Genomic DNA, 26510 nt, shown 5'->3' on the forward strand with positions numbered 1-26510 from the left:
ATGCGGTTATTTTGGCCACAAGAAGTTGAATTTAATGAAGCATTAATACGAATGAATAAGCTAGCGCCATATAAGCCTTTTGATAAAGAACTTTTAGATTTTATAAAAGTTCTGTCAAAACGTTTTGTGCACATGCGTGAAATGCCAGAGATTGTTGCGTTAGGTTACTGGTTACGGAAAGCAAATATAGAAAAAATGCGTCAAGAGTGGATGCGTAGAAATGAAAATAATGTTATTTTAGCACGTGGTACTGCATTTCATATCGCTCCTTCAAATGTGGATACAATTTTTGTTTATTCATGGTTGCTGTCACTTTTAGCAGGGAATCGAAATATTATCCGTATTTCTAGTAAGGAGCAAAATGGTTTGAATATATTGCTAGAGACCATCGTTGAAACATTGGCAATTGAATCATTTGAAAATATTGCGAAACGGACGATAATATGTACATATGGTCATGATGAGGAAATAACAGAAAATCTAAGCCAGGCTTGTGATACACGTATCATTTGGGGTGGAGACGATACGATAAAAGCTATTCGCCATATTCCTTTAGCGCCCTTGGCAAATGAAATTGCCTTTCCTGATCGTTTTTCATTGACTGCAATATGTAGTGAGGCTCTCATGTTATTAGATGATACTCAATTAGACGGATTACTTGATCGTTTTTATAACGATATATTTTGGTTTGATCAAATGGCTTGCTCCTCTCCGCGCCTTGTTGTATGGAGTGGAGAGCAAATAGAGCCGGCAAAAATTAGGTTTTGGTCAAGATTTGAAAGAAAAATACAAGAAAAGCAGTATAAGCAGATGGCTGCGACGCAAGTGCTCAAATATACGACAAGTTTATGGCTAGCAGCAGATACGCAAGTATGTAAAATAAGTACGCAAAATTATTTCACTCGCATACAGCTACATGATGTGTCTGCTGTGGCTAGGGAGCGTCATTGTGGTGGTGGTCTGTTTTTTGAGTACGATGTAGTGAAGTTAAGTGATTTTTCTCCAATAGTAATTGATAAAGATCAAACGATTTCGTATTTCGGCTTTGAGCGTGACGAACTAATTGAATTAGTAGAAAACATTTCAACTCGTGGTATTGACCGTATTGTGCCAATTGGACAAGCTCTTGATTTTAACGACGTATGGGATGGACAAAGCCTTTTAAATACATTTACGAGGGAAGTATTTATAAAAATCTAATTGTATAGAAAGTTGAGATAAAAATGTTAGAAACATGTCAAGTTTGTGGAGAAGAAGTAGAGTTTTTTTTTACAAAAGATTTCAAAATGAAAATCTTAGGAGAAGTGGAGTATATTAAATGTAAATCTTGTGGATTTGTTTGTTCTAAAACTGTTTGTGAAATGAATGAAGAGTTGTGGAATGAATTGAATATAGAGGCACATAATACCTATCAACATTCGAATTCTAATAGTGTGGATCCGAGATGGATTCAACGTTTAAATAACCAAAGTGATATTTTAGGTATATTAGAGAAAAAGGGTGTACTAAATTATTCGAAAGGTAAGTGGGTTGATTATGGATGTGGTGATGGAAAATTATGTGACTATATTTATGAACAAAATGAAATGAAAGTAGAAAAATATGATAAATATATGGGTGATAGTGCTTATTTAGATGATAAAGAATTAAAAAAGGGGTTTTTCGATGTTGTGATTACAACTTCAGTCTTTGAACACTTTTGTGTGATTGATAAGTTAGATGAAGTTATAAATCTTTTAAGCGAAGATGGGGTTTTGGTTTTACATACTCTTATTGCTGAAGAAATTCCAAAGGATCCTAGTTGGTTCTATTTGGAACCGGTACATGTAGCGCTGTATACTAATAAATCCATGGAGATTTTATTTAAAAAATGGGGATTTGAGTGTAGTTTATACCATCCAAATTCACAATTTTGGTTCTTCTTTAAGTCTAAAATAACTTTTGAAAAGAGTTTATTAGATTCATATTCTTTGTTTTATAAAGACGGTTTTATGGATTATTGGAAAAATAACCCTTATCGTAACGGTATATCTTCAGTAATGAGCAGAAGGGGAGATGAAGAAATAGGTGACTCACAGGTTTAGGTAAAAGAGATTTTAATAATAAAGTTTACTAATTTAGAGATATTAGAATTTTACGAGAAAGAGTGGGGTGTTATGATTTTGGTAAATAAACCATTTATGCCTAAAAAGGAAGATTATCAAAAAAAGATTTCTTCTATTTGGGAGAATAAATGGTTAACTAATAATGGTCCTCTAGTAAAAGAATTAGAAGATAAACTTCAAGAATATTTAGGTGTTTCATCATTACATTTTGTAACGAACGGTACAATTGCTCTTCAATTAGCAATTAAAGCCCTTGATTTAAAAGGAGAGGTAATTACTACCCCTTTTTCCTTTGTTGCAACCACAACTTCTATAATTTGGGAAAATTGTACACCTATTTATGTTGATATACGGCCAGACACACTATGTATTGATGCTGAGAAGATAGAGTTAGCAATAACTGATAAAACATCTGCTATTCTAGCGACTCATGTTTATGGGGTTCCTTGTGATATAGAAAAAATCGAGCGAATAGCGAAAAAATACAATCTTAAAGTGATTTATGATGCTGCACATGCTTTTGGTGTTAATTATAAAGGCAAATCTATCCTAGAGTATGGGGATATTTCCACTCTGAGTTTCCATGCAACTAAACTCTTCCATTCTGTTGAAGGTGGAGGAATTATAAATAATGTTGGACCAATAATTGATAAGAAAATTAGATTGCTTCTAAATTTTGGTATTGAAGGAGATAATTATTTTATTCCTGGTATCAATGCAAAAAATTCAGAGTTCCATGCTGCAATGGGGTTATGTAATTTACCCTATGTTGATAAAATTATTGAAAACAGAAAAAATATAACCAAATGCTATGATAAGTATTTATTAGGCTTAATTGAAAGACCGACTTTACTAAAATATACAAAATACAATTATGCATATTATCCAATTTTATTAAAAGATGAAAAGGAATTATTGAGAGTACAAATCGCATTAATTGAGAAGAAAATTCAAACTAGACGTTATTTTTATCCAAGTTTGAACAACTTATCATATTTATCAGAATCATCAAAGTGTGTAATTTCTGAAAATATTTCTTCTAAAATTTTATGTTTACCTTTGTATTATGGCTTAGAAATTGAAGAAGTTGAAAAAATTGCTTTGATTATAAAGGAGGCTTTGTAAGTGAAATTGTTGGTAACTGGAGGAGCAGGTTTTATTGGCTCTAATTTTATTATTTATATGATGGAAAAATATCCATCTATTGAAATTGTTAACTTAGATTTACTTACATATGCAGGGAATTTAAAAAACTTAACCAAAATAGAAAGTCATCCAAATTATCGATTTGAACATGGGGATATTTGTGACAAAAATCTAATTATAGAGCTTTTTAACAAATATCAATTTGATAGTGTTATTCATTTTGCAGCTGAATCACATGTAGATAATTCTATTAAAAATCCCGGTACATTTATAAATACAAATGTGAATGGGAGTTTTATAGTACTGGAGGTAGCCCGGAATTTGTGGATGAAGGCACCTAATTGCTATAAAAAACAATTTGAACATGCACGTTTTCATCATGTATCGACGGATGAGGTTTACGGAACACTTGGAGCAGAAGGCTATTTCACTGAAGATATGCCTTATGCTCCAAATAGCCCCTATTCAGCAAGTAAAGCAGCATCTGATATGTTAGTGCGTAGTTATTATCATACATATGGCATGAATGTTGTTACTACTAATTGTTCGAATAATTTTGGACCAAGGCAACATGAAGAAAAACTAATTCCTACTATTATTAGAAAAGCAATATTAGGTCAAAATATTCCTATTTACGGAACAGGGGTAAATATACGAGATTGGTTATTTGTAGAAGATCATTGCGCTGCAATTGACTTGGTTTTTCATAAAGGACAAGCAGGTGAAACCTACCTAGTTGGTGGTTATAATGAGAAGACAAATCTTGAAATTGTACTTGCTATTTGTGAAATCTTAGATAAAGAAATGAATCATAAATTATCAGAATATGGTCTTGTTTCTTTCAAAGATTTAATTGAATTTGTAGAGGATCGGGTTGGTCATGATTTTAGATATGCAATTGATGCGAGTAAAATCGAATGTGAGCTTAATTGGAAGGCTTCAAATAATTTTAATGCAAATTTACGCAAGACAGTAAACTACTATTTAAACGTTTAATTATTAAACTTTCTTCACATGATGACTATCGTTTTAGTGAACTAAAACGATTAGATATAAAAGAAAGCCTTGTCCAGATTTAAATTAATTAAAGGAAGCGTATCTGTTTGTAAAGGATTTGTGCAAATCTCAACAGTCCAGAACTAACTTATTTTTTGGATATACATCAAATATACTGTTATTATAAAACAATAATGATTGGGAAAATATCTTTTATATATTTTTTAGCATTTTTCCTTTGTTAGGTAAATTGTTAATTGTGACAAAGGGAAATGTTTCAAAAATTAATTCTTCTATAATTAAGGCTCAACACCAAAATCTGTTCTTGCTAAAAAAGAATACAAAAAAACATCTGTATCCGCTAGAGTTGAGAGTACGACCAAACAACACAGCGAGGTATACAGATGCACTCTTATTCTATCAAGGATTTATGGGATTTACCAGAACTAAAAATTATCGCAACCACTAAAATAAATCACCAAATTTTCATGGATGTCATGCCAATTAAATCTAAACAGGCTTGTCCAATTTGTGCATTTGAAAATACGACTCGTCGCGGAATCGGCTATGTTCGAAAAGTGCGGCATCTCGAAGCGTTTGGTTGCCCTGTTTACTTGAACTTACCTGCCATTCGTATGTCATGTACAGCTTGTTTTGCACATTTTGTGTGGGCATATGAGTGTGTGGCACCGAAAAAACGATACACAAAGGCATTTGAAGCCACGCTGCCGAAGCAGGCAATCGGCGCTACAATCACGCATACATCACGTGTGGCAAACACACCTGCTACAACCGTTGCGCGTATCGTCCGTTCATGGAAAATGGAGGAAGCCACATGTGTCCAAAAAACTTGTCAGAAAAAAGCATTGGCGTGTCACAATCTCGTGCTAGGCATTGATGATTTTGCCATTCGTAAAGGGCATACGTATAACACGGGTCTCCATGATTTACGTGGTGGCACATTTTTAGATATTATTCCTGGACGAAGAATCGAGGAATTACACGCCTATTTCAATACACAATCTACTCTTTGTGCACTGAAGCCTGTCGCGATTGTCATGGATTTGGCAAAGGCCTATCATACGTTTGCGAAAAAGATGTATCCTGCAGCGATTCGTATTGCCGATCGTTATCATGTCAATCGTTACGTAACTGAAGCGCTTCAAGCCGTACGAAAATCCGTTCAAAAGCAGCTAGCACCATATGCTAAAAAGGACCTTAAGCAACACTTCCGAATTCTTGGTAAACGACGTGATCAATTGAAGAATGATGAAAAAAATAGCCTACACCGACTGCTTCAATACGCCAAAATCCTGCATCAAGTCTACAGTTGGAAAGAAGCCTTTATTGAATGGTACGACTGTAGTTCCACGTATGAACTGGCGAAAAAAGGCTTCGGACGTTGGTTGGCGCAAGGTACGACAATCAAGCATCCAGCCGTGGAATCCTGTCTGTTAACGATGCGCAATTGGCAAGAAGAAATCTGTAATTATCATCAATTACGCTTTACTAATGCGGCAGTAGAAGGGAAAAATAATCTCATTAAAGCGCTGCAAAGACGCCATTTTTTCACGCGCAATCCGCAGCACTATAAAGAGACAATTTTACTAGAATGCAATGCCGAATGGATTCAGTATGGCTCTTAGTCAAGCACATGTTTTGGTGAAGAGCCATAATTAAAGAAAAAACTTTATTACATAAACAACTTAAAATATGTTTAAACTTAATTCATAACTCCTAATATTTATTGATGTAGGATAGTTAATGGACACACCTTGTGTAAGTAAGTACTATTATAACCAAGTGATAAGGTGTCTTTTTATGAGTTAAAAAACGATATAATAAAGAATACAAACTGATGTAGTGCTCTACCGCTCTGGTACACCGGTCTTTCAACTGTCTAGCGAATATGGTGTTTCTGTAGTAACTAATTATACAAGGATTAAGTTACACTCTCCATTTGAAGGTACAAAAGGATTAACTACTGCCGAAGTTTCTATAATCGAAAAAGGAATTCTTCGACTATAACAGGAGATTGAATTCTTAAAAAGGTTATGACTATATTCTCGAATAAAGTAACAGAAAAAGAGCTCATTGACCATATTGAAAATGAAAGGGGATACTAGGCTATTCAACTAATATGTCGCGTATTTAGGAACCCCAAAGTACGCATTACCAATCTTCTCATAAGAAACTTAATGTTTATGAAATTGAAAATTAAAAAATTACTGAGCGTATTTACGCCATTCATAAAGAGAGTGATGGATGATATGTGCGCTGAAAATCCATGCACAGTTACTCAAGGACTTGGTGACAGTTCTTGGTTTACATTCAAAAAATAGTAGGGTATAAATTTGGTGGGGAAATGGTCATATTTCTGTCGTTAAAGCATTGGATACACTGTACAAGCACAAATTCCAACCCCAGGATTATTCACTCATACAGATTTAGGTATGAATATGCGACATATATCGAATATTCTAAAATTATGAAACAGCTAGAGTTGCACTATTTAAATACATTGTAGGTTTGGTACAATCACAAACTAATTCTTTGTGCCATAGTCTTTGTAACGCCTGATGAATGCGAAAGTATGAGTTGATGCTTAAAACTTAGTGTTTTAAGGAATCTTCCTCCTTCATATTTTTAGAGCAACCACCATGAATTTTTCGCTCTTCATTCCATGTAGTCTGTCAAAGGCTCTTTTTGCTTTGTCTGGCTACACGAGAGAGGGAACACTCCATAAATAGTGGTTGCCATAAACCAAAAACTTAACTTTTGTGTGTCCAGAATCTTGACTTAGATCCATGTATAGATATCTGTTTTAACGGGTAATTATAAAAGCTAATAATTAGAGTAGGTCAGTAAATTAAGGAATTATTATTCTTAAATTAGTGAGCTTATTTATATTCTTGAAAATACTTCAATCTAAAAAAGTGAAACATTCCAAAAAGCTACCGATAATATCTATAAGAATATGAAAAGTTTAGGAGGTTGAGTTCATGCGTATTACAGCTCAGGGACAATCAACTGATATTGTCAATACGTCATCCAATACGTCTAATTTAGGGAATGTAAAAGAAAATTCCAAATTATCGATGACACAACCAATTAGTGAGAGCGTAAATACAAGCGAGGAAAAAGAAATTCCAAAAGAAAAAATGCAACAAGCAATAGATGCAATAAATGAGTTTTTACACATAAATCATAATACGTCTAAATTTGTTTTACATGACGGTTTAGACCGTTATTTTGTGCAAGTTGTAGATACGCAAACAGAAGAGGTTGTAAAAGAGATACCCCCAAAAAAACTTTTAGATGCATTTTATGAGATGCAAAAGTTACTGGGTATGATAGTAGACGAAAAGATATAAGAAAATATAGGAGGAATATAAAATGGTTAATAGAATCGGTGGATTAGCTTCAGGGATGGATATCGACGAGTTAGTAAAAAAAATAATGACTGCAGAAAGAGCACCATTAAATAAATTGTTTCAACAAAAGCAAAAGTATGAATGGCAACGTGATGCATATCGTGGTGTAAACACAAAACTTAAAACATTTGATACTTATATTTCAGATAATTTTGCTCTTAAAAGCTTTATTACAAAAACTGCTACTAGTTCAAATTCCAACTTAGTATCAGCTATAGCAACAGGTCAAGCGGCTGGGGCTCTATCAATAGAAGGAGTTTCACAACTTGCAACAGCTGCACGTTCCCTTGGAAATCAAGTAAATGCTATTGGTTCTACAAAGATGGCTGATTTAGGGGCAACTGGAGTTATTGAGGTTAAGGCGATTCAAAGCAATGGCAAATTAGCTGAGAAAGCAACAAAAATTGAAGTTACTTCTGATATGACAGTGGATCAGTTCATTAATAAAGTAAATACTAGTAGTGCAGGAATTAGTGCTGTCTTTGAAAATGGACGTTTTTCCTTTACAGCTAAAAACACTGGAGATATTAAAGACGGAGAAGAAATTCAAATTGTTAGCGGTCAGGATATCTTCAAAAATTTGGGTTTCTTTAAGGATGCAAATGGTAATGAAACTAGTAAATTTCAAACAACAGATGGTAAAAATGCTATTTTTACTGTGAATGGTATAACTACAGAGCGTTCAACAAATACATTTACGATTTCAGGTTACAATGTTACTTTGAAGCAGGCGTTTAATAGCGTCCAAACAACTGCGGATAAATATAAATCGGCTGTTATAGAGTTAGAAAACGCAAAAATATATTTAACAAATAAACAATCTAACTATAATACAAAGAAAATAAATTATTTTGGCTCTAATAATATCACAAATTATACAGATAATCATAATAATGCCTATGTATCAGCATTTGGTAATACATTAACTTTGTCACAGCAAGAGGATTACCGTAAATTGGATAGTGATTTTTGGAGAGAATTATCTGATGAAGAGATTACTTTTATAAATAATATAACTCCTAGTCAATCAGCATCAGATATTAAGTCAGCAATAGATGGAAGTAATTTAAGCGAAGAAAGTAAAGCTAAATTGAAAACTCTATCAGATGAAAATTTACAAAGTTTATCTTCGTTAAATACACAGCAATTGACCGATTTTAAAGTTCAAGCAAACTACGAAAAGTATGGTACAAAATTAAAAGATTTTGATGCAACTGCAATTAATGCATTGAAGAATTTTTCATATAATAGTGATGATTCAATACAAAAAATTCATCAAGATATTGACAATAATGCTGATTTTTCAAATGAGGTAAAGGAAGCATTAAAATCTCTAAGTAAAGATGATTTAACAAACTTATTAGCTACTGATTCAGCAACTATAGCAATTTACCAACAAAAGGCACAAGCCGATGACTTGAAGCAAAAATACTATCAATTTGGTGATAAATTATTAAATGAATTAAATAGTGGAGAGAAAAATGTTAGTGATTTAACTGAAAAACAAACAGAAATTTGGAATGAACTAACACCAGAACAAAAAGATAATTTTTTCGCACTAGCAGAGCAAAATATACTTCGTTCAGAATATTTGAATGCTGATACTGAGTTAAAATCTGCTCAAAATAGGCTTATAGAAGCTGAAACTACTAAAAATACAGCTGAAAAAGATGCAAACTCTGCAGGTATTTTAAATACAGACGGAACTTTAAAAGACGATGTTATAACCTCCGCTCCTAAAGAACAACCTGTTACTATGTCATCAACAACAAATGTTGATGACATAATGAATAAAATAAAAGAATTTGTTACAACATATAATGGTTTAATTAAAGATTTAAATGATCAATTAAAACAAACAAAATATAAAGGTTTTTCACCATTAACTAGTGAACAGAAAGAAAATATGTCTGAGAACGAAATTAAGCTTTGGGAAGAAAAAGCAAAGAGTGGTTTACTTCGAAATGATACTATTATTCGAAATGGCTTATCAGACATGAGATCTTTAATCTATCAAGCTAATCCAGCTATTGATGATTCTAAATACAATACGCTTTTTAGTATCGGTATTACTACAACAAAAAATTATAACGATGGTGGAACATTAGAAATTGATGAAAAAAAATTAAAAAAAGCATTAGAAGAAAATCCTGAAGCAGTAGAGAAACTCTTTAAAAATAGCGAAGGCAAAGAGAAAGATATAGTAAATGGTAAGACTGTGGATACACGTGGCTATTTTGATAAATTAAGATTTGGTGCTATGAAATCATTAGAGATTAATGTAGAGAAAAAAGCTGGTCGTTCTACTATGACTGACAATCAATATACAATCGGTAAGAATTTAATTGATACTGAAAGTCGAATTGATACTTGGAAAAGAAAACTAGAAAATGTAGAGGCTCGTTACTGGAAACAATTCACAGCCATGGAGCAAGCCATTAATAGAGCAAATCAGCAATCTAGTATGTTTATGCAACAACAATAGACTAGAGTAGGAGAATTATATGCTACTGACAGATCAACTTTTACAAGTATCAGCTAATTTATTTAAGCATCTAGGTGACATTCCTAAAGGTGAAGAGCGGGACGAGTACATTGATACAATTAACAGCCTTTTGGAAAAACGTGGTAATATTATTCAAGATTTAATTCATGAATGTTTTCGTTTTGATGAACAAAATCGTGTTCATCGGACATTGCTTGAATTAGATAATGGGATTAAAGAGCGTTTGGTTGCTGTGATGAACGCTGTAAAACAAGATATGGCAAACCTACAAAAAACGAAAAAAAGTGAACAGCAATACTTCAATCCATATTCGAATGTTCGTGTGATGGATGGGATGTATTATGACAAAAAGAATTAACATTTATCCATTAGCTTTTCTTCGTAAAATGGTTTAAACTAGTAATTAAGTAACCTTTAAAAGGAGTTGTCCTTTATTGGCAGCAAATTTAACAGCGCAAAATGCATACAAACAAAATAGTGTAACCACTGCTTCCCCTGGTGAGCTAACGTTAATGCTTTATAATGGATGTCTGAAGTTTCTAGGTAAGGCAAAACTTGCGATTGAAGAAAAGAATATTGAAGACAAAAACACAAATCTTCAAAAGACGCAGGCAATTATTGCAGAGCTGATGTCTACATTAAATATGGACATTGACATTTCAAAGCAAATGCTCCCTCTTTACGAGTATATGAATCATCGTTTAGTCGAAGCAAATATTCAAAATGATGTGACGATTATTGAAGAGGTTGAAGGTTTAATGACGGAATTCCGTGATACTTGGAAGGAAGTTATCCGCATTAATCGACAGCAGCAATTTGGTCAGGGAAACAACGGACAAATTTAGACAAACTTAGAGGCCATCGTATGATGATGGTCTCTTTTCTTTGTGAGAAGACGGCACACGAGGGTTTCATATTTTACTTGGGAATACTGATTGATTAGTCATAAATTAGGGCTTAAAGCGGTAAAATATGTTACTTATTCCCTCTAGATGTAAAACATGCATCGTGTCATAATCAAGCTAACTATATGTTTTGAATAATATTGGGGTGGGAATATGATATTTAAGCGTCAAGAAGGTTTTCGCTTTAAATTCGAAGAACCGATTACAATGACTTTTGCTATATATGAGGATGGCAGGATCAATCAAGAGCAAACAGCCATGGCTGAGTTGCTTGATATTAGTCCACGTGGTTTAAAGATGTTTACTGAGGTGGATTTGGGTGTTAATCCTCCTCCTTTGGATCTCCGTTTTGTGCTTGATACTAGAGAAGTACGTGCTTATGGAGAAATCATTTGGAGTCGCCCTTTTGGAAACGGCAAGCAATATGGTGTGTTTTTCAATAATCAAGGGGCTGTTGAGGATTTGATTGTCGAAGAATTAAAATTGCGTCGAAAAAAAGAAGCGGCTGAGGCAAAAATTAAAAATAATTCGTAAATTTTTTGTGAAAAAAAGAATTAATTTAGAGGAATTCCACACACTTGTGTAGAATTAGATAGTATAGCAGTTATAAAGGAGGAGTTTACATGTTAAACTTTAACATTCGTGGTGAAAATATTGAGGTAACTCCAGCTATTCGAGAGTATGTAGAGAATAAAATCGACAAAGTTGAACGTTATTTTAACGAAGATGTTAACGCCAACGCTAACGTAAATTTAAAGGTTTATAATGACAAACAGACTAAAGTGGAAGTTACTATTCCAATGAAAAATTTAACTCTTCGTGCAGAAGAGCGTCATAATGATATGTATGCTGCGGTTGATTTAATCGTTGATAAATTAGAGCGTCAGATTCGTAAGCATAAAACAAAGGTAAACCGTAAATTCCGTGAGCGCGAGGGTGCAGGCCTTTATTTTGCTACTTCACAAGCAGCTGTAGATGCAGTACCAGAGGAAGAAGAATACTCAATTGTTCGTACAAAGCAATTTGATTTAAAACCAATGGATCAAGAAGAAGCTGTACTACAAATGAATATGCTAGGTCATGATTTCTACGTCTTTACAGATGCAGAATCCAATGGCACGAATATTGTCTATAAACGCAAAGACGGTAAATATGGCTTGATTGAAACAACTTGAAATATTGAAGAACTCTCGTTTTTTCGAGGGTTCTTTTATGATGAGACTATACATTAATATGGGATGTGATTTAAATGAAACGAGAAGTCTTATTCCCGGAATATTATAAAATATTTTCGTGTATAGGTGCATCTTGTGAAGATACTTGTTGTGCAGGTTGGAAAGTGTCTGTAGATAAAGAAACGTTTCAAAAATACCGTAATATTAGTAAGTCTGAACTAAAGGAAGAATTGAAAAGAAATGTAACTCGCGAGCGCTCAAAGCCATCAGATTTCAATTATGGAAAAATTAAAATGAATGAAAAAAATGTATGTACAATGCAGACAGAGGATGGATGGTGCAAAATACACATAGAACTAGGTGAAGAGTATTTATGTAACACATGCTCAGTATATCCCAGATCCTATAGTGATGTTGAATCCCGGATAGAGAAAAGTTTGAATCTTTCTTGTCCAGAGGCTGCACGTTTAACTTTACTCAATGAAAAAGGTATTGGCTTTTTAATCGATGAAGAGGAGCTGAATACAAATAAATTTAATGTAAAAAATGTACAATCCAATGAGCGTCAATATTTTTGGGATATACGACTGTTTGTAATCGACATTTTGCAAAATCGAATGCAAATTTTCGAAGATCGGTTAATTATTTTGGGGATGTTTATTCATAAGTTATGTGAAATACCAAGGAAAGAATGGTCAACTCAATTACGGCCAATGATGCTTCGTTATAAGAATATTTTAAATGATAATAACCAAATAGAATTAGTGAAGAATTTACCACACAATCTTGCATTTCAAATGAATATGGCAAAAGAACTTATAAAATATAGATTAACAGGTGGAATTTCAAGCCAACGATATTTAGAATGTTTAACGGATATGTTAGAAGCCTTAAAATTGAACGATGAAACGAGTATTGAGGAATCAAAAGAATTGTATAAACAACATTACGATAATTACTATTCACCGTTTATGAAAAATCATGAATACATACTTGAGAATTATGCCGTAAATCATGTTTTTAAAAACCTATTTCCTTTTGACCAGTCTAATTTATTTGAAAGTTATGTAATGCTAATATTAAATATTTCAATGATTAAGTTACATTTAATAGGGATGGCAGGACAACATAAAGGGCTAACATTTGAATTGGTAATAAAATTAATACAATCTTTTGCCAAAATGATTGAGCACAATTCCGGTTATCTTCAAAATGTTCGTGAGATGCTTCAAGAGAGCGGATACTCAACAATGGCTCATATGATAGTATTATTAAAAAATTAATAAATGTCAAAATGATCTTCTCAATTTTGAGAAGGTCTTTTTTTAGCATGACAATTTGCACCATGTCTATACACAATGGTAAAATGAAATTTGAGACTATATAGGAAGTGAAAAAATTCATGGCAAACCTATTAAATAAATTATTTGATTTCAATAAACGTGAGTTAAAAAAATTAGAAAAAATCGCTGACCAAGTAGAGAGCTTTGCTTCTCAAATGGAGCAGCTTTCAGATGATCAATTACAAGCAAAAACAGAAGAATTTAAAAAACGCTTTGCCGACGGAGAGAATTTAGATTCGATTCGAGCGGAAGCTTTTGCCGTTTGTCGCGAAGCATCGAAGCGTGTATTAGAGATGTACCCATTCCGCGTTCAAATTATGGGTGCTTCTGCGCTAGATGAAGGGAATATTGCGGAAATGAAAACAGGTGAGGGGAAAACATTAACGGCTACAATGGCTGTTTATTTGAATGCCCTTACTGGAAAAGGAGTACATGTTGTCACAGTCAATGAATATTTAGCAAGTCGTGATGCTGCAGAAATGGGGGAGCTTTATAACTTCTTAGGCTTAACGGTTGGTTTAAACTTGAACAGCCTATCAAAAGAAGAGAAACGTGCGGCCTATGAAGCGGACATTACGTATAGTACTAACAATGAGCTGGGTTTTGACTATTTACGTGATAATATGGTGCTTTATAAAGAGGAACGTGTACAGCGTCCACTTCATTATGCGGTTATCGATGAGGTAGACTCGATTTTAATCGACGAAGCGCGTACACCATTGATTATTTCGGGGCAGGCTGGGAAATCAGCCCAGCTTTATAAACAGTCCAATGCGTTTGTTCGCATGTTAAATGCGGAAACGGATTACACATATGAGGAATCGACAAAAGGCGTTACGTTAACGGATGCTGGTGTAGAAAAAGCAGAGAAAGCATTTGGTATTGACAATTTATTTGATTTAACGCATGTTCGTTTAAACCATGCTATTAATCAATCGTTAAAGGCACATGTAAGTATGCATAATGATGTGGACTATGTTGTACAGGAAGGCGAAATTGTCATTGTTGATGGCTTTACAGGTCGTTTAATGAAAGGTCGTCGCTATTCAGATGGACTACACCAAGCCATTGAGGCTAAAGAAGGCGTAGAGATTCAAAATGAATCAATGACAATGGCGACAATCACCTTCCAAAACTACTTCCGTATGTACCAAAAGCTTGCAGGGATGACAGGTACGGCGAAAACAGAGGAAGAGGAATTCCGTAATATTTACAATATGAGTGTTATAGCTATTCCTACGAATAAGCCGATTGCTCGTGATGACCGTCCAGACTTAATTTTTGCTTCAATGGAAGGGAAATATAAAGCGGTAGCAGCAGATATTGCAGAGCGTCATAGAGCTGGACAACCTGTTCTAGTTGGTACAGTTGCGATTGAAACATCTGAAATTATTTCAAATTTATTAGATAAACATAAAATTCCTCATAATGTCTTGAATGCAAAAAACCATGAACGTGAAGCAGAAATTATTGCGAATGCTGGTACAAAGGGTGCAGTGACAATCGCAACGAACATGGCTGGTCGTGGTACTGATATTAAACCAGGCGAAGGCGTAATGGAGCTTGGCGGTTTAGCCGTTATAGGTACAGAGCGTCATGAATCTCGTCGTATCGATAATCAGCTACGTGGTCGTTCTGGGCGTCAGGGGAACCCAGGGGTTACACAATTTTATCTGTCGCTAGAAGATGAACTGATGCGACGTTTCGGTTCTGATAATATGAAATCCATGATGATGCGACTTGGGATGGATGATTCACAGCCGTTGCAATCCAAGGTTGTGTCGAAGGCAGTCGAATCAGCTCAAAAACGTGTAGAAGGCAATAACTTTGATGCTCGTAAACGTTTATTACAATATGATGATGTATTACGCCAACAGCGTGAGATTATTTATAAAGAGCGTTATGATGTACTCGAAACAGAAAATATGCGTGTGCTTGTTGAGTCTATGATTCAAGAGACAATTGACAATGTGGTTGGCATGTTTACGCAAGGCGAGCAAAAGGATTGGAATTTAAAAGCTATTGAAGATTTTGTTGCTGCGAATCTGCTTGATGAAGGTGGACTAAAGGCGGATGATTTCCAAGGTAAAGCTGCAGAGGATATTAATAAGATGATTTCAGATGCAGTACATGTGCGTTATGATGAAAAAGAGACAAATCTTACACCAGAGCGTATGCGTGAATTTGAAAAGGTTATCTTACTACGTTCAATTGATACAAAGTGGATTGATCATATTGATGCAATGGATCAGTTGCGCCAAGGTATTCATCTTCGCGCATATGGTCAAAACGACCCGCTTCGTGAGTATCAACAAGAGGGCTTTGCTATGTTTGAGGATATGGTCGCTTCTATTCGTGAAGATGTAGCAAAATATGCGATGAAGGCAGAAATCCACAATAATTTAGAGCGTGAAGAAGTTGCCAAAGGTCAAGCTGTTAATCCGAAAGAGGATGGCGGTTCAGCTCCTAAAAAGCAACCAGTTCGTAAAGCTGAAAATATTGGACGTAATGATTTATGTCCATGCGGAAGCGGTAAGAAATTTAAAAACTGCCACGGTGCAGGTCAATAATTACTTAAAAAAGATCATTTTAGCCACGGTTAAAATGATCTTTTTCTATATTTAAAAATAGCTAATGAAGGAAAATAAGTAGAAAAAAGTCAGAATTTATAGACAATTGAAATATATGGGTATACAATAGCTGTAAATCAATAGGGATTTAGTTCAACAAAAAAATACATTTTATCTTCTAATTCTATAATTTATAAGTAAAAGTAACTGTTTGGATAATAAAATAGATGTATTAAGTGCTAGCAGGAATATTAACAGAGGAAACTTATTCCCTCGTCATTGATTAGTTTGAACAAGCTTTCTTTGAAGAAAAGGGGGTGGTGTATGTGTGGATAAAAAAATCCTCGAGTAAACAGTCTGGGGGACCGTCTCGAGGATATACATTGGGGTATACCAATATATATTTAGTATATTCCCTTTTACTGCTGAATATAAACATAAATTTCATAAGGGGGAATATCGATGCATAAAGAGAACATTATGAGAAGTGAAACGATGCTGTATATGCCTGTGTATGATGCCTTTGGAAACTTGTGTACACGTGTAATAGAAAGGGATAATCAATTTATATCGAAATTACCGCCAACAAAATTGATGGACTTTAATTTACGTTATTTTGGCTCTAGTTTAAGGGGAGCTTTTGATGGCTCCAAAATGATTCTTGGCAAGCTCAATAAGAATCCTATAATTGTTCATGAGCAAAGTAATAATGTTTGGTTTCCAAGTAGATCATATCGACGACCAGAATGTATGTGGTTTGCTGTGCATCATATAGAGGATTATCAAGCTATAGATAAAAATAACACAAAAGTATTTTTTATGGATGGTAATGTTTTTGATGTAGACATTAGTGTGAATGTATTTGAATATCGAATTCAAAGAGCCTTTTTATTAAAATATAAACTGGAGAATCGTACTAAGCACCTACATGTTCAATATGATCGAGTAAAAGTCTTTCAACGTATGCCAACATTCAATACCTTGTATGAGAATGAAGTTCAATTTGAATAAACTGTTATACATCATGCTGATATTCTAAAAAAGTATGTTTTCTGACGTAAAAACGTTATAATAATAAAATACGGGGCTAAAGCTATTGGTATTTCTAAATACATTTTTCAAGGATAGCCTCATTAATTATGTTCGGAGGATTTAACAATGATTGAATTAGCAGATGTACGTAATGCATTAGACATTTCAGCCAAAAAACTGGCGGATTTCAGGGGGTCTCTTTGACTTAGAAAACAAAGAGGCACGTATTCAGGAATTAGATGAAATGATGCTGGAGCCAGGCTTCTGGGATGACCAACAAGCTGCGCAAGTTGTCATTAATGAAGGAAATGGCTTAAAAGCAATTGTCAATGAATATAAAGATTTAGTAGAAACACATGAGAATTTAGATATGACGCTAGAGCTTTTACGTGAAGAGCCAGACGAAGAATTGCAAGAGGAACTAGGGAAAGAACTAGTAGAATTTCAGCAAAAAACAGGTGATTTTGAGCTACAGCTGTTGTTGAGTGGCCCATATGACCAAAATAATGCGATTTTGGAGCTTCATCCAGGGGCAGGTGGTACAGAGTCTCAAGACTGGGGATCCATGCTACTTCGTATGTATACACGTTGGGCTGAAAAACGAGGCTTTAAAGTTGAAACAGTGGATTATTTACCAGGTGATGAGGCAGGTATTAAATCAGTAACATTGTCCATTAAAGGGCATAATGCTTACGGATATTTACAGGCTGAAAAAGGAGTTCATCGTCTCGTGCGTATTTCTCCATTTGATTCTTCAGGTCGTCGTCATACATCTTTTGTGTCTTGCGATGTCATGCCTGAATTCGATGACAATATCGAAATTGATATTCGTACAGAGGATTTAAAGATTGATACGTATCGTGCAACAGGTGCTGGTGGTCAGCATATTAATACAACAGACTCAGCTGTCCGTATTACGCACATCCCAACTGGTACAATTGTACAATGTCAGGCTGAGCGTTCACAAATTAAGAACCGTGAAAAAGCGATGACAATGTTAAAAGGTAAATTATATCAATTAGAGCTTGATAAACAACAGGCTCAGTTAAATGAAATTCGCGGTGAGCAAAAAGAAATCGGCTGGGGCTCACAAATTCGCTCATATGTATTCCATCCATACTCAATGGTAAAGGATCATCGTACAAATGAAGAAACTGGTAATGTAGGTGCAGTGATGGATGGCGATTTAGATCTATTCATTAATGCATACTTACGTTCAAAAATTGGCTAATCAATTCCCTTCAAGGGCACAGAAACTTTGTGCACCTGAAGGGAATTTTTTTATTCACCTTTTTTAGAAAGGTGGATGATAGGGGGCATCATGACTAATACTCTTTCGCTCATTCATGTAATGCTTATAGAGCATTGATGCATTGACAAATTGTTTACTGATAGATGCATATTGAATAGGTAATTCTATTTGTTTATCGTTTTTTAGCGTGATAATACAGCCTAATTTACTCGGTATAATATTCGAAATGGCGTGAAGACCAATCCAAATATTATGGATGGAGTTCGGTGAGTAAGTTGGTAAAAAGATACATGGGAAACCATAATCAAAAGCCACTACGATTGGTAGTTTATGCTGATTGCCAAAAAAGCGTTTAGCGGAATATTTCGCAGCTTCATAGGTTGTTCCAAGTGAGATACAAGATTTGCGTAGTACGTGCATCGGTTTACGAGTAACAATTAGCTCATTATGTTTGTCGATAACCCGTGTGAAGATTTTTGATCCATGCTCGATAGGTTCAAGTAAATAGGTGTTGAAAGACATTAAATATCCATTGACATAGTTTGTTTGCATAAATGAAGTTCCTCCTTTTTCTATTGATAGCTGTAGTGTAGAGGATAAAATAAATTTTTGATAATATAGATAAAACGTGAAACCTATTGATAAATGAAGAAAAAGTGTAGAGAATTTGCTTTAAATGAACAGAGTTTAGTGGCTAATCCAAGTTATTTTCAGTTCTTAAGCATTGCATTTTAATTTCAATTTTCATATAATTTAGAAAAGGATCGAGGTGAGATCGTTGGATAAATATTATTCGTATACAGATTTTCTAAAAGCCGTTGGTCAGTCAAAGCAAGTTGATGAGGCAGAGAAATTATTGAACGAGATTTATTTGGATTTATTTTTAAATCATATCCAGCGTATGCATCGTGAAGAGCAGCTCATGGTTCTGATAGATAGAGCACTCGATGAAAAAGATGAAAAGGCATTTCATCTATACGCACATGAACTAACAGCATTACGCCAAGCAGCAAGTGAATAATATGACTAACCCGCTCTCCAAAGATTAGAGGGCGGGATTTTTTGTGTACAAATTAGTAAAAGAGTTAACTGGTCATTTGTTAATCTAAAAGTATAGGTACTTGCTCAATAAATAGAGAGAGTGGCTCAGAAAGAGAAGAGTTGAAGAGAAATACAGTCAATTAGTAGAGAAATCGCTTGTAAAGTGGAAGAATTTGCTCAATTGGTGAGGGTAGTTGCTTGCTCAAAAAACGTGAGTACATGCTAGGTATTAAAGGTTCATCACCAAAAGATGTGGTTGACATTTTTAATTGTAATAGTAATTGACTGGAGCGGAGCCAGTGTGACTCCTAGGGGATTAAGCGTCCTGGATGAGACCCTGGAGCGAGCAGCGCGAGTGAAGCGGCTCATCGGACGCCCCCTGGAAAGCACACTGGCGGAGCGGAAGTCAACCACAAGTTATGGTGAATAGCCGTATTAAAGGTAAAGTAGGGATTAAAAGGAATATATTCAGCTAAGGAGCTTGAAAACTGGATGAAGCGGCTATTATAAGGGTAGGAAGATATTCAGTAATTTACTTGAATGATTAGTAAATATACCGTCATTTTAGCGAATTAGAAAACAATTTACAAACATTCGTTCGTTAAATGTTCGAAATTTCAGTGCTGCTATGCTAAAATAAATGTACAAATTGGTAGGAAAGGACGGGGGTGTGAGTGCAAGCATTTGATTTACAAGCGCCATATCAACCTAATGGAGATCAACCACAGGCAATCGCGGAATTAGTGGAGGGTGTACATGCAGGTAAACGTCATCAAACATTACTTGGTGCAACAGGAACAGGAAAAACGTTTACCATCTCTAACGTTATCCAACAGATCAAAAAACCGACACTGATTATGGCACACAATAAAACACTAGCTGGTCAATTGTATAGTGAGTTTAAAGAGTTCTTCCCGAATAATGCGGTGGAATACTTTGTCAGCTACTATGATTATTTTCAGCCAGAGGCCTATGTACCGCAGACGGATACTTATATCGAGAAAGATTCAAGCATTAATGATGAAATTGATAAATTGCGTCACTCTGCGACATCTGCATTATTCGAGCGCGATGATGTCATTATTATTGCATCTGTGTCCTGTATTTATGGTCTAGGTTCTCCAGAAGAATATCGTGAACTGGTCGTATCAGTGCGTACGGGAATGGAAATTGAACGTAATCAGTTGCTTCGAAAATTGGTCGATGTACAGTATGAGCGTAATGATGTGAGTTTTACACGTGGGACGTTTCGGGTACGTGGTGATGTAGTGGAAATTTTCCCAGCATCACGTGATGAACATTGTATCCGCGTGGAATTTTTCGGGGATGAGATTGATCGAATTCGCGAAGTGGATGCGTTAACTGGAGAAATACTAGCAGAGCGTGATCATGTTGCTATTTTCCCAGCGTCCCACTTCGTTACACGAGAAGAAAAAATGCTAAAAGCTATTGATAATATTGAAAAAGAGTTGGAGGAGCGTTTAGCTCTTTTACGCGCAGAGGATAAATTGTTAGAGGCGCAGCGCTTAGAGCAACGAACTCGTTACGATTTAGAAATGATGCGTGAAATGGGTTTTTGCTCGGGTATTGAAAACTACTCGCGTCATTTAACATTGCGTGAAGCGGGGGCAACGCCATATACACTACTTGACTATTTCCCTGATGATTTTTTACTGGTTGTCGATGAAAGTCACGTTACTTTGCCACAAGTTCGAGGAATGTACAATGGTGACCAGGCGCGTAAAGGTGTGTTAGTTGAGCATGGCTTCCGTTTGCCATCAGCACTAGATAACCGCCCTTTACGTTTTGAAGAATATGAGAAACATATACATCAAGCTATTTATGTATCCGCAACACCTGGCCCGTATGAGCTTGAGCATACGCCAGAAATGGTGCAACAAATTATTCGTCCAACTGGGCTGCTTGATCCACAAATTGACGTACGTCCTATTGAAGGGCAAATTGATGATTTAATCGATGAGATTCAAGGTCGTATCGCTCGTGATGAACGAGTGCTTGTTACAACTTTGACGAAAAAAATGTCAGAGGATTTATCAGCTTATTTGAAAGAGATGGGCTTAAAGGTGGAGTATTTGCATTCAGAGATTAAGACGCTAGAGCGAATTGAAATTATTCGCGAGCTGCGGAAAGGTACTTATGATGTACTAATCGGCATTAACTTATTGCGAGAAGGTCTAGATATTCCTGAAGTTTCTCTTGTGGCGATTTTAGATGCTGATAAGGAAGGATTTTTACGTTCAGAGCGTTCATTAATTCAAACGATTGGACGTGCAGCACGTAATGCTAATGGTCATGTCATTATGTATGCAGATAATATGACGGATTCGATGAAAAAGGCAATTGAGGAAACGAAACGTCGTCGAGCATTGCAAATGGCGTATAACGAGGAGCATGGTATTACACCGAAAACGATTGTGAAGAAAATTCCTGATGTTATTCGTGCGACACAGGTGGCAGAGGAAGAAGAGACTTATGTAGCGAAGGCCACAAAAGGTAAGAAGCTGACGAAGGCGGAAAAAGAGCAGTTACTTGCTACACTAGAATTAGAAATGAAGGAAGCAGCAAAAGCACTCGATTTCGAGCGTGCTGCAGAGCTTCGCGATACAATATTTGAATTGAAGGCAGAAGGGTGAATGACTTGTGAAAAATACTGAAATCGTCGTGCAAGGCGCACGAGCACATAATTTAAAAAATATTAATGTGACAATTCCACGAGATCAATTAGTTGTATTAACAGGTTTATCAGGCTCAGGGAAATCGTCATTAGCATTTGATACGATTTATGCTGAAGGGCAACGTCGTTATGTAGAGTCTCTTTCTGCCTATGCTCGTCAATTTCTTGGCCAAATGGACAAGCCTGATGTTGATGCGATAGAGGGATTATCCCCTGCTATTTCGATTGATCAAAAAACAACGAGCCGTAACCCGCGTTCAACAGTTGGTACAGTAACTGAAATTTATGATTATTTACGTTTACTGTATGCACGTATTGGCAAGCCTATTTGTCCAAATCATGGTATTGAAATTACTTCCCAAACGATTGAGCAAATGGTTGATCGCTTATTGACATATCCAGAACGAACAAAGATGCAGCTCCTTGCGCCAATGGTATCTGGACGTAAAGGGACACATGTAAAGCTATTGGAAGATTTAAAAAAGCAAGGCTTTGTGCGTGTCCGTATTGATGGCGAATTACGAGATTTAGATGATGCCATCGAACTTGATAAAAACAAGAAGCATTCCATTGAAGTTGTAGTGGATCGTGTTGTGATGAAAGAAGGCATTGCAGCACGTCTTAGTGATTCCTTAGAAACAGCGTTACGTTTAGCGGATGGACGTGTTCTTGTTGATGTCATGAAGCATGAGGAGCTATTATTCAGTGAGCATCATGCCTGTCCATTATGTGGGTTTTCTATTGGGGAGCTAGAGCCACGCATGTTTTCATTTAATAGTCCTTTTGGTGCCTGTCCAAGCTGTGATGGGCTAGGTTCAACACAAGAGGTCGATTTAGATTTAATAGTACCAGATTGGGATCGTACATTATTAGGACATGCCATAGCTTCATGGGAACCAACAAGCTCTCAGTATTATCCACAGCTGCTAAAGGCAGTATGTGATCACTATGATATTCCGATGGATGTTCCTGTAAAGGATATTCCAAAAGAAAAAATGGATAAAATTTTATATGGTTCTGGTAAAGATAAAATTCATTTTCATTATGAAAATGAGTTTGGTAATGTCCGAGATCAAATGATTGAATTTGAGGGCGTTGTACGCAATGTGGAACGACGCTTTAAAGAGACAACATCTGATTATGTCCGTGAACAAATGGAGAAATATATGGCTCAGCAGGCTTGTCCTTCTTGTAAAGGCTATCGCCTAAAGCCAGAAACATTAGCTGTGAAAATTGCTGGTCAGCATATTGGAGAAGTGACACAGTATTCTATTCAGGAGGCAGATACATTTTTCAAAGAGTTGGATTTATCAGAAAAGGATATGAAAATTGCTCGACTTGTCTTACGTGAAATTGAAGAACGTCTTGGCTTCCTTGTAAATGTGGGTTTAGATTATTTAACATTAAGTCGAGCAGCAGGTACACTTTCAGGAGGAGAAGCTCAACGTATTCGACTTGCGACACAAATCGGCTCTCGATTAACAGGCGTTCTCTATATTTTAGATGAGCCATCTATCGGCTTGCATCAACGAGACAATGATCGTCTTATCAGTACATTGCATAACATGCGTGATATTGGTAATACGCTTATTGTAGTGGAACATGATGAAGACACAATGCTAGCAGCAGACTATCTTATTGATGTTGGGCCTGGTGCGGGAGTTCATGGAGGTCAAATTGTGGCGGCAGGTACCCCACAGGAGGTCATGGATAATGACAAATCTTTGACTGGACAATACTTAAGCGGCAAAAAGTTCATTCCATTACCAATTGAGCGACGTCAGCCAAATGGTCGTAAACTATCCATTAAAGGTGCCAAGGAAAATAATCTGCGCAATGTAAAAATTGATGTACCACTTGGCCTGTTCGTAGCAGTGACAGGGGTTTCTGGCTCTGGGAAATCGACGCTTATTAACGAAATTTTATATAAATCATTGGCACAAAAGCTAAATCGATCAAAGGTTAAGCCTGGTGAGCATAAAGAAGTGACAGGAATGGAGGAGCTTGAAAAGGTTATTGATATTGACCAATCTCCAATCGGTCGTACACCTCGTTCTAACCCTGCGACTTATACAGGTGTCTTTGATGATATTCGTGATGTTTTTGCGACAACAAATGAGGCAAAGGTACGTGGATATAAAAAAGGGCGTTTTAGCTTTAATGTTAAAGGTGGCCGCTGTGAGGCGTGTCGCGGTGATGGGATTATTAAAATAGAGATGCATTTCCTACCAGATGTTTACGTACCTTGTGAAGTCTGTCATGGTAAACGTTACAATCGTGAAACATTAGAAGTGAAGTATAAAGATAAGAGTATTGCAGATATTTTAGATATGACTATTGAAAATGCAGTAGTATTCTTCGAAAATATTCCAAAAATCCAACGTAAGCTACAAACAATTGTGGATGTTGGATTAGGCTATATGAAATTAGGACAGCCTGCTACGACCTTATCTGGTGGTGAGGCACAGCGTGTGAAATTAGCTTCTGAATTGCATCGTCGTTCTACAGGGAAATCGTTCTACATTTTAGATGAACCCACAACAGGTTTACATGCAGATGATATTGCACGCCTGCTTGTTGTTTTACAGCGTTTGGTAGAAAATGGTGATTCAGTTTTAGTGATTGAACATAATTTGGACGTTATTAAAACAGCAGATTACATTATCGATTTAGGACCAGAGGGTGGTGACAAAGGTGGCACAATTGTAGCAACAGGAACACCTGAAGAGGTCGTAGAGGTAAATGGTTCTTATACTGGTAAATACTTAAAACCAATATTAGAGCGTGATCGTATGCGTATGGAAGCTGCTTTAGCAAAGGCTTCCCAATAAAGTAAAATCCAAAAATCGCAACTTTCCTTTCTAAGTGATCGTTGCGATTTTTTTCTTATAAGTGTGCTTCAAAAAGTTCCTAGAAGCTTTAGCCCCAATTTTTTCATTTCTCTGGTGAAACTTTTCACAAAATGAATCGTATAAATAATATAACGAACTGAGGGAGGCTATTTTATTTATGCAAAATGAACGTCAACGAATTTTAGAACTTGTGGAAAAAGGAACAATTTCAGCGCAAGAGGCGATTACATTATTAGAAGCATTGGAGCAACCTAGCAAGTCTACTCAAAATGTTATGAATGATGTATCAAAAGAGGGGCAGCAATCCTCAACAGAAAAAGAGTCACTTTTCAATGAACAAACTAAAGAACAGCAGAAAAAAGATACTGATTTTACGAAATATTTCCAAGATGAGATGCAGGATTTCCGTAAGGATTTAACACAGATTGGCTCACTCTTTATGGATATGATGAATACAGCCGTGAAAAAAGTAAAGGAATTTGATGTATCTTCTCCGTTTGGTGATAAAGTAGAATTTACGCATACGGAAGAAGTGACAGCTGAACATGTGGACAGTGTAATTGCTGAATTACCGAATGGTAATTTTTCTTTAGAAGCTACTGAAGGAGACAGCTTCCAAGTCATATGTAAGGTGAAGGCACCACTTATTAATGATAGTGAAGAAGAAACACGTAACCATTTCTTAGAGCAATTCGTAGTAAAAGAAGATGAAGGTTCGTTAAGAATTTTAAGTCAATTAAAGCTTGTTCAAGTGAATGTTAAAGTCCTTGTACCGAAGGAGCAGTTGGAAAAATTATCAGTTCGTTTAATGAACGGTAGTGTATCTTTACAAGATATAGGTTTTGACCATTTAAAAGTGAAAACATTAAACGGTGCCATTAAGGGCTCTAAGTTTAATTTTGAAAAAGCTAAAGTAGATTCTTCGAATGGATCGATTGAATTGACGAATGTTCGTGGTAAAGATTTAGAGGCTGAAACATTAAATGGTCGTGTCTATTTAGATGGGGCATTGGATGAGATTGAAGCAAAATCGGTCAATGGACATGTAGTTGTAACAACTTGCTCTACAAACTCATCGAAAATCAAAGCACAAACAGTTGCAGGTTCTGTGGAATTGTATATACCACGTACCATTTCATTAAGCGGCAAAATTGTAACAAATTTTGGGAAAGTAGATGTAGGCATTCAAGATGCATCAAAGATTGAATCTCAGGATCAATTCTTATCAAAAGTAATACGATTTGATAAAGAAGTAGAGAATGCGAATCGTCTCTTTATCGAAGGTGAATCTAAAACAGGTTCGGTTTTAGTACGCTATACAACAACTGACGAGCAGCATATTTAAGCTTAAAAAAGCATTCAAGCTATGCACAAACATACGCTTGCATGCTTTTTTTGTCTCATTTTCTGGCAATCGAAGGTCGATTTTCTGCTTTCTTTGATGTCGAGTTTTACAAT

The 26510-nt window shown here is 35.7% G+C and carries 20 protein-coding genes; 19 read left to right on the forward strand and 1 reads right to left on the reverse strand.

What is annotated here, in order from left to right; all coding sequences use genetic code 11:
• The 15 genes from AC1RNS_RS13875 to prfB all read left to right on the forward strand — a co-directional run bounded on the left by AC1RNS_RS13875 (nt 1) and on the right by prfB (nt 18443).
• Complete coding sequence (locus tag AC1RNS_RS13875; protein WP_492993457.1) at nt 1–1200, forward strand: acyl-CoA reductase; 1200 nt, start codon at nt 1–3, stop codon at nt 1198–1200.
• 23 nt (nt 1201–1223) lie between these two features.
• The gene (locus AC1RNS_RS13880) at nt 1224–2084 is read left to right on the forward strand and encodes a class I SAM-dependent methyltransferase (protein ID WP_492993459.1); all 861 of its coding nucleotides are present in this window, start codon (nt 1224–1226) and stop codon (nt 2082–2084) included.
• Between the two features lie 72 nt (nt 2085–2156).
• Nucleotides 2157–3230, forward strand: coding sequence for a DegT/DnrJ/EryC1/StrS family aminotransferase (locus AC1RNS_RS13885; protein ID WP_492993461.1), 1074 nt, complete (start codon nt 2157–2159; stop codon nt 3228–3230).
• Complete coding sequence (gene rfbB, locus AC1RNS_RS13890) at nt 3231–4247, forward strand: dTDP-glucose 4,6-dehydratase (RefSeq protein WP_492993463.1); 1017 nt, start codon at nt 3231–3233, stop codon at nt 4245–4247. It begins immediately after the preceding gene.
• 404 nt (nt 4248–4651) lie between these two features.
• Nucleotides 4652–5893 (forward strand): ISL3 family transposase, encoded by a 1242-nt coding sequence (locus tag AC1RNS_RS13895; RefSeq protein ID WP_492993465.1) that lies wholly within the window; start codon nt 4652–4654, stop codon nt 5891–5893.
• A 1356-nt stretch (nt 5894–7249) separates the two neighbouring features.
• Nucleotides 7250–7621, forward strand: a complete 372-nt coding sequence (locus AC1RNS_RS13900; protein ID WP_492993467.1) for a flagellar protein FlaG — start codon at nt 7250–7252, stop codon at nt 7619–7621.
• 22 nt (nt 7622–7643) lie between these two features.
• On the forward strand, nt 7644–10166 hold the full coding sequence (gene fliD, locus AC1RNS_RS13905; protein ID WP_492993469.1) for a flagellar filament capping protein FliD: 2523 nt from the start codon (nt 7644–7646) through the stop codon (nt 10164–10166).
• A 19-nt stretch (nt 10167–10185) separates the two neighbouring features.
• Complete coding sequence (gene fliT, locus AC1RNS_RS13910; RefSeq protein WP_492993471.1) at nt 10186–10545, forward strand: flagellar protein FliT; 360 nt, start codon at nt 10186–10188, stop codon at nt 10543–10545.
• A 76-nt stretch (nt 10546–10621) separates the two neighbouring features.
• Nucleotides 10622–11032, forward strand: coding sequence for a flagellar export chaperone FliS (gene fliS, locus AC1RNS_RS13915; RefSeq protein WP_492993473.1), 411 nt, complete (start codon nt 10622–10624; stop codon nt 11030–11032).
• 213 nt (nt 11033–11245) lie between these two features.
• A complete protein-coding gene (locus AC1RNS_RS13920) occupies nt 11246–11626 on the forward strand; it encodes a PilZ domain-containing protein (RefSeq protein ID WP_492993475.1) in 381 nt (126 codons plus the stop codon).
• Nucleotides 11627–11715: 89 nt separating this feature from the next.
• A complete protein-coding gene (hpf, locus tag AC1RNS_RS13925; RefSeq protein ID WP_283870848.1) occupies nt 11716–12267 on the forward strand; it encodes a ribosome hibernation-promoting factor, HPF/YfiA family in 552 nt (183 codons plus the stop codon).
• 74 nt (nt 12268–12341) lie between these two features.
• Nucleotides 12342–13550, forward strand: a complete 1209-nt coding sequence (fliB, locus tag AC1RNS_RS13930; RefSeq protein WP_492993477.1) for a flagellin lysine-N-methylase — start codon at nt 12342–12344, stop codon at nt 13548–13550.
• Nucleotides 13551–13669: 119 nt separating this feature from the next.
• A complete protein-coding gene (gene secA, locus AC1RNS_RS13935) occupies nt 13670–16180 on the forward strand; it encodes a preprotein translocase subunit SecA (RefSeq protein WP_492993479.1) in 2511 nt (836 codons plus the stop codon).
• 462 nt (nt 16181–16642) lie between these two features.
• Nucleotides 16643–17191: a competence protein ComK gene (locus AC1RNS_RS13940; RefSeq protein ID WP_492993481.1), complete on the forward strand. Its 549-nt coding sequence runs from the start codon at nt 16643–16645 to the stop codon at nt 17189–17191.
• A 147-nt stretch (nt 17192–17338) separates the two neighbouring features.
• Nucleotides 17339–18443 (forward strand): peptide chain release factor 2 gene (gene prfB / locus AC1RNS_RS13945; protein WP_492993483.1). Its coding sequence is split into 2 segments (ribosomal slippage): nt 17339–17413 and nt 17415–18443, totalling 1104 coding nucleotides; the frame shifts between segments, so codons are not numbered across the junction.
• Between the two features lie 63 nt (nt 18444–18506).
• On the opposite strand, the gene AC1RNS_RS13950 is transcribed toward prfB, so the two are convergent.
• The gene (locus AC1RNS_RS13950) at nt 18507–19016 is read right to left on the reverse strand and encodes a competence protein ComK (RefSeq protein WP_492993485.1); all 510 of its coding nucleotides are present in this window, start codon (nt 19014–19016) and stop codon (nt 18507–18509) included.
• Nucleotides 19017–19242: 226 nt separating this feature from the next.
• Here AC1RNS_RS13950 and AC1RNS_RS13955 point away from each other — a divergent pair, with 226 nt between their 5' ends.
• The 4 genes from AC1RNS_RS13955 (at nt 19243) to AC1RNS_RS13970 (ending at nt 26397) form a co-directional block, all read left to right on the forward strand.
• On the forward strand, nt 19243–19485 hold the full coding sequence (locus AC1RNS_RS13955) for an IDEAL domain-containing protein (RefSeq protein WP_492993486.1): 243 nt from the start codon (nt 19243–19245) through the stop codon (nt 19483–19485).
• A gap of 694 nt (nt 19486–20179) precedes the next feature.
• Nucleotides 20180–22159 (forward strand): excinuclease ABC subunit UvrB, encoded by a 1980-nt coding sequence (gene uvrB / locus AC1RNS_RS13960; protein WP_492993488.1) that lies wholly within the window; start codon nt 20180–20182, stop codon nt 22157–22159.
• 7 nt (nt 22160–22166) lie between these two features.
• Nucleotides 22167–25031, forward strand: coding sequence for an excinuclease ABC subunit UvrA (gene uvrA / locus AC1RNS_RS13965; RefSeq protein WP_492993489.1), 2865 nt, complete (start codon nt 22167–22169; stop codon nt 25029–25031).
• A gap of 178 nt (nt 25032–25209) precedes the next feature.
• Entirely contained in the window at nt 25210–26397 is a 1188-nt protein-coding gene (locus AC1RNS_RS13970; RefSeq protein ID WP_492993491.1) for a DUF4097 family beta strand repeat-containing protein, read from the forward strand.
• Nucleotides 26398–26510 lie beyond the last annotated feature (113 nt).

The sequence above is a fragment of the Lysinibacillus sp. GW821-FHT14F06 genome, from assembly GCF_058803665.1.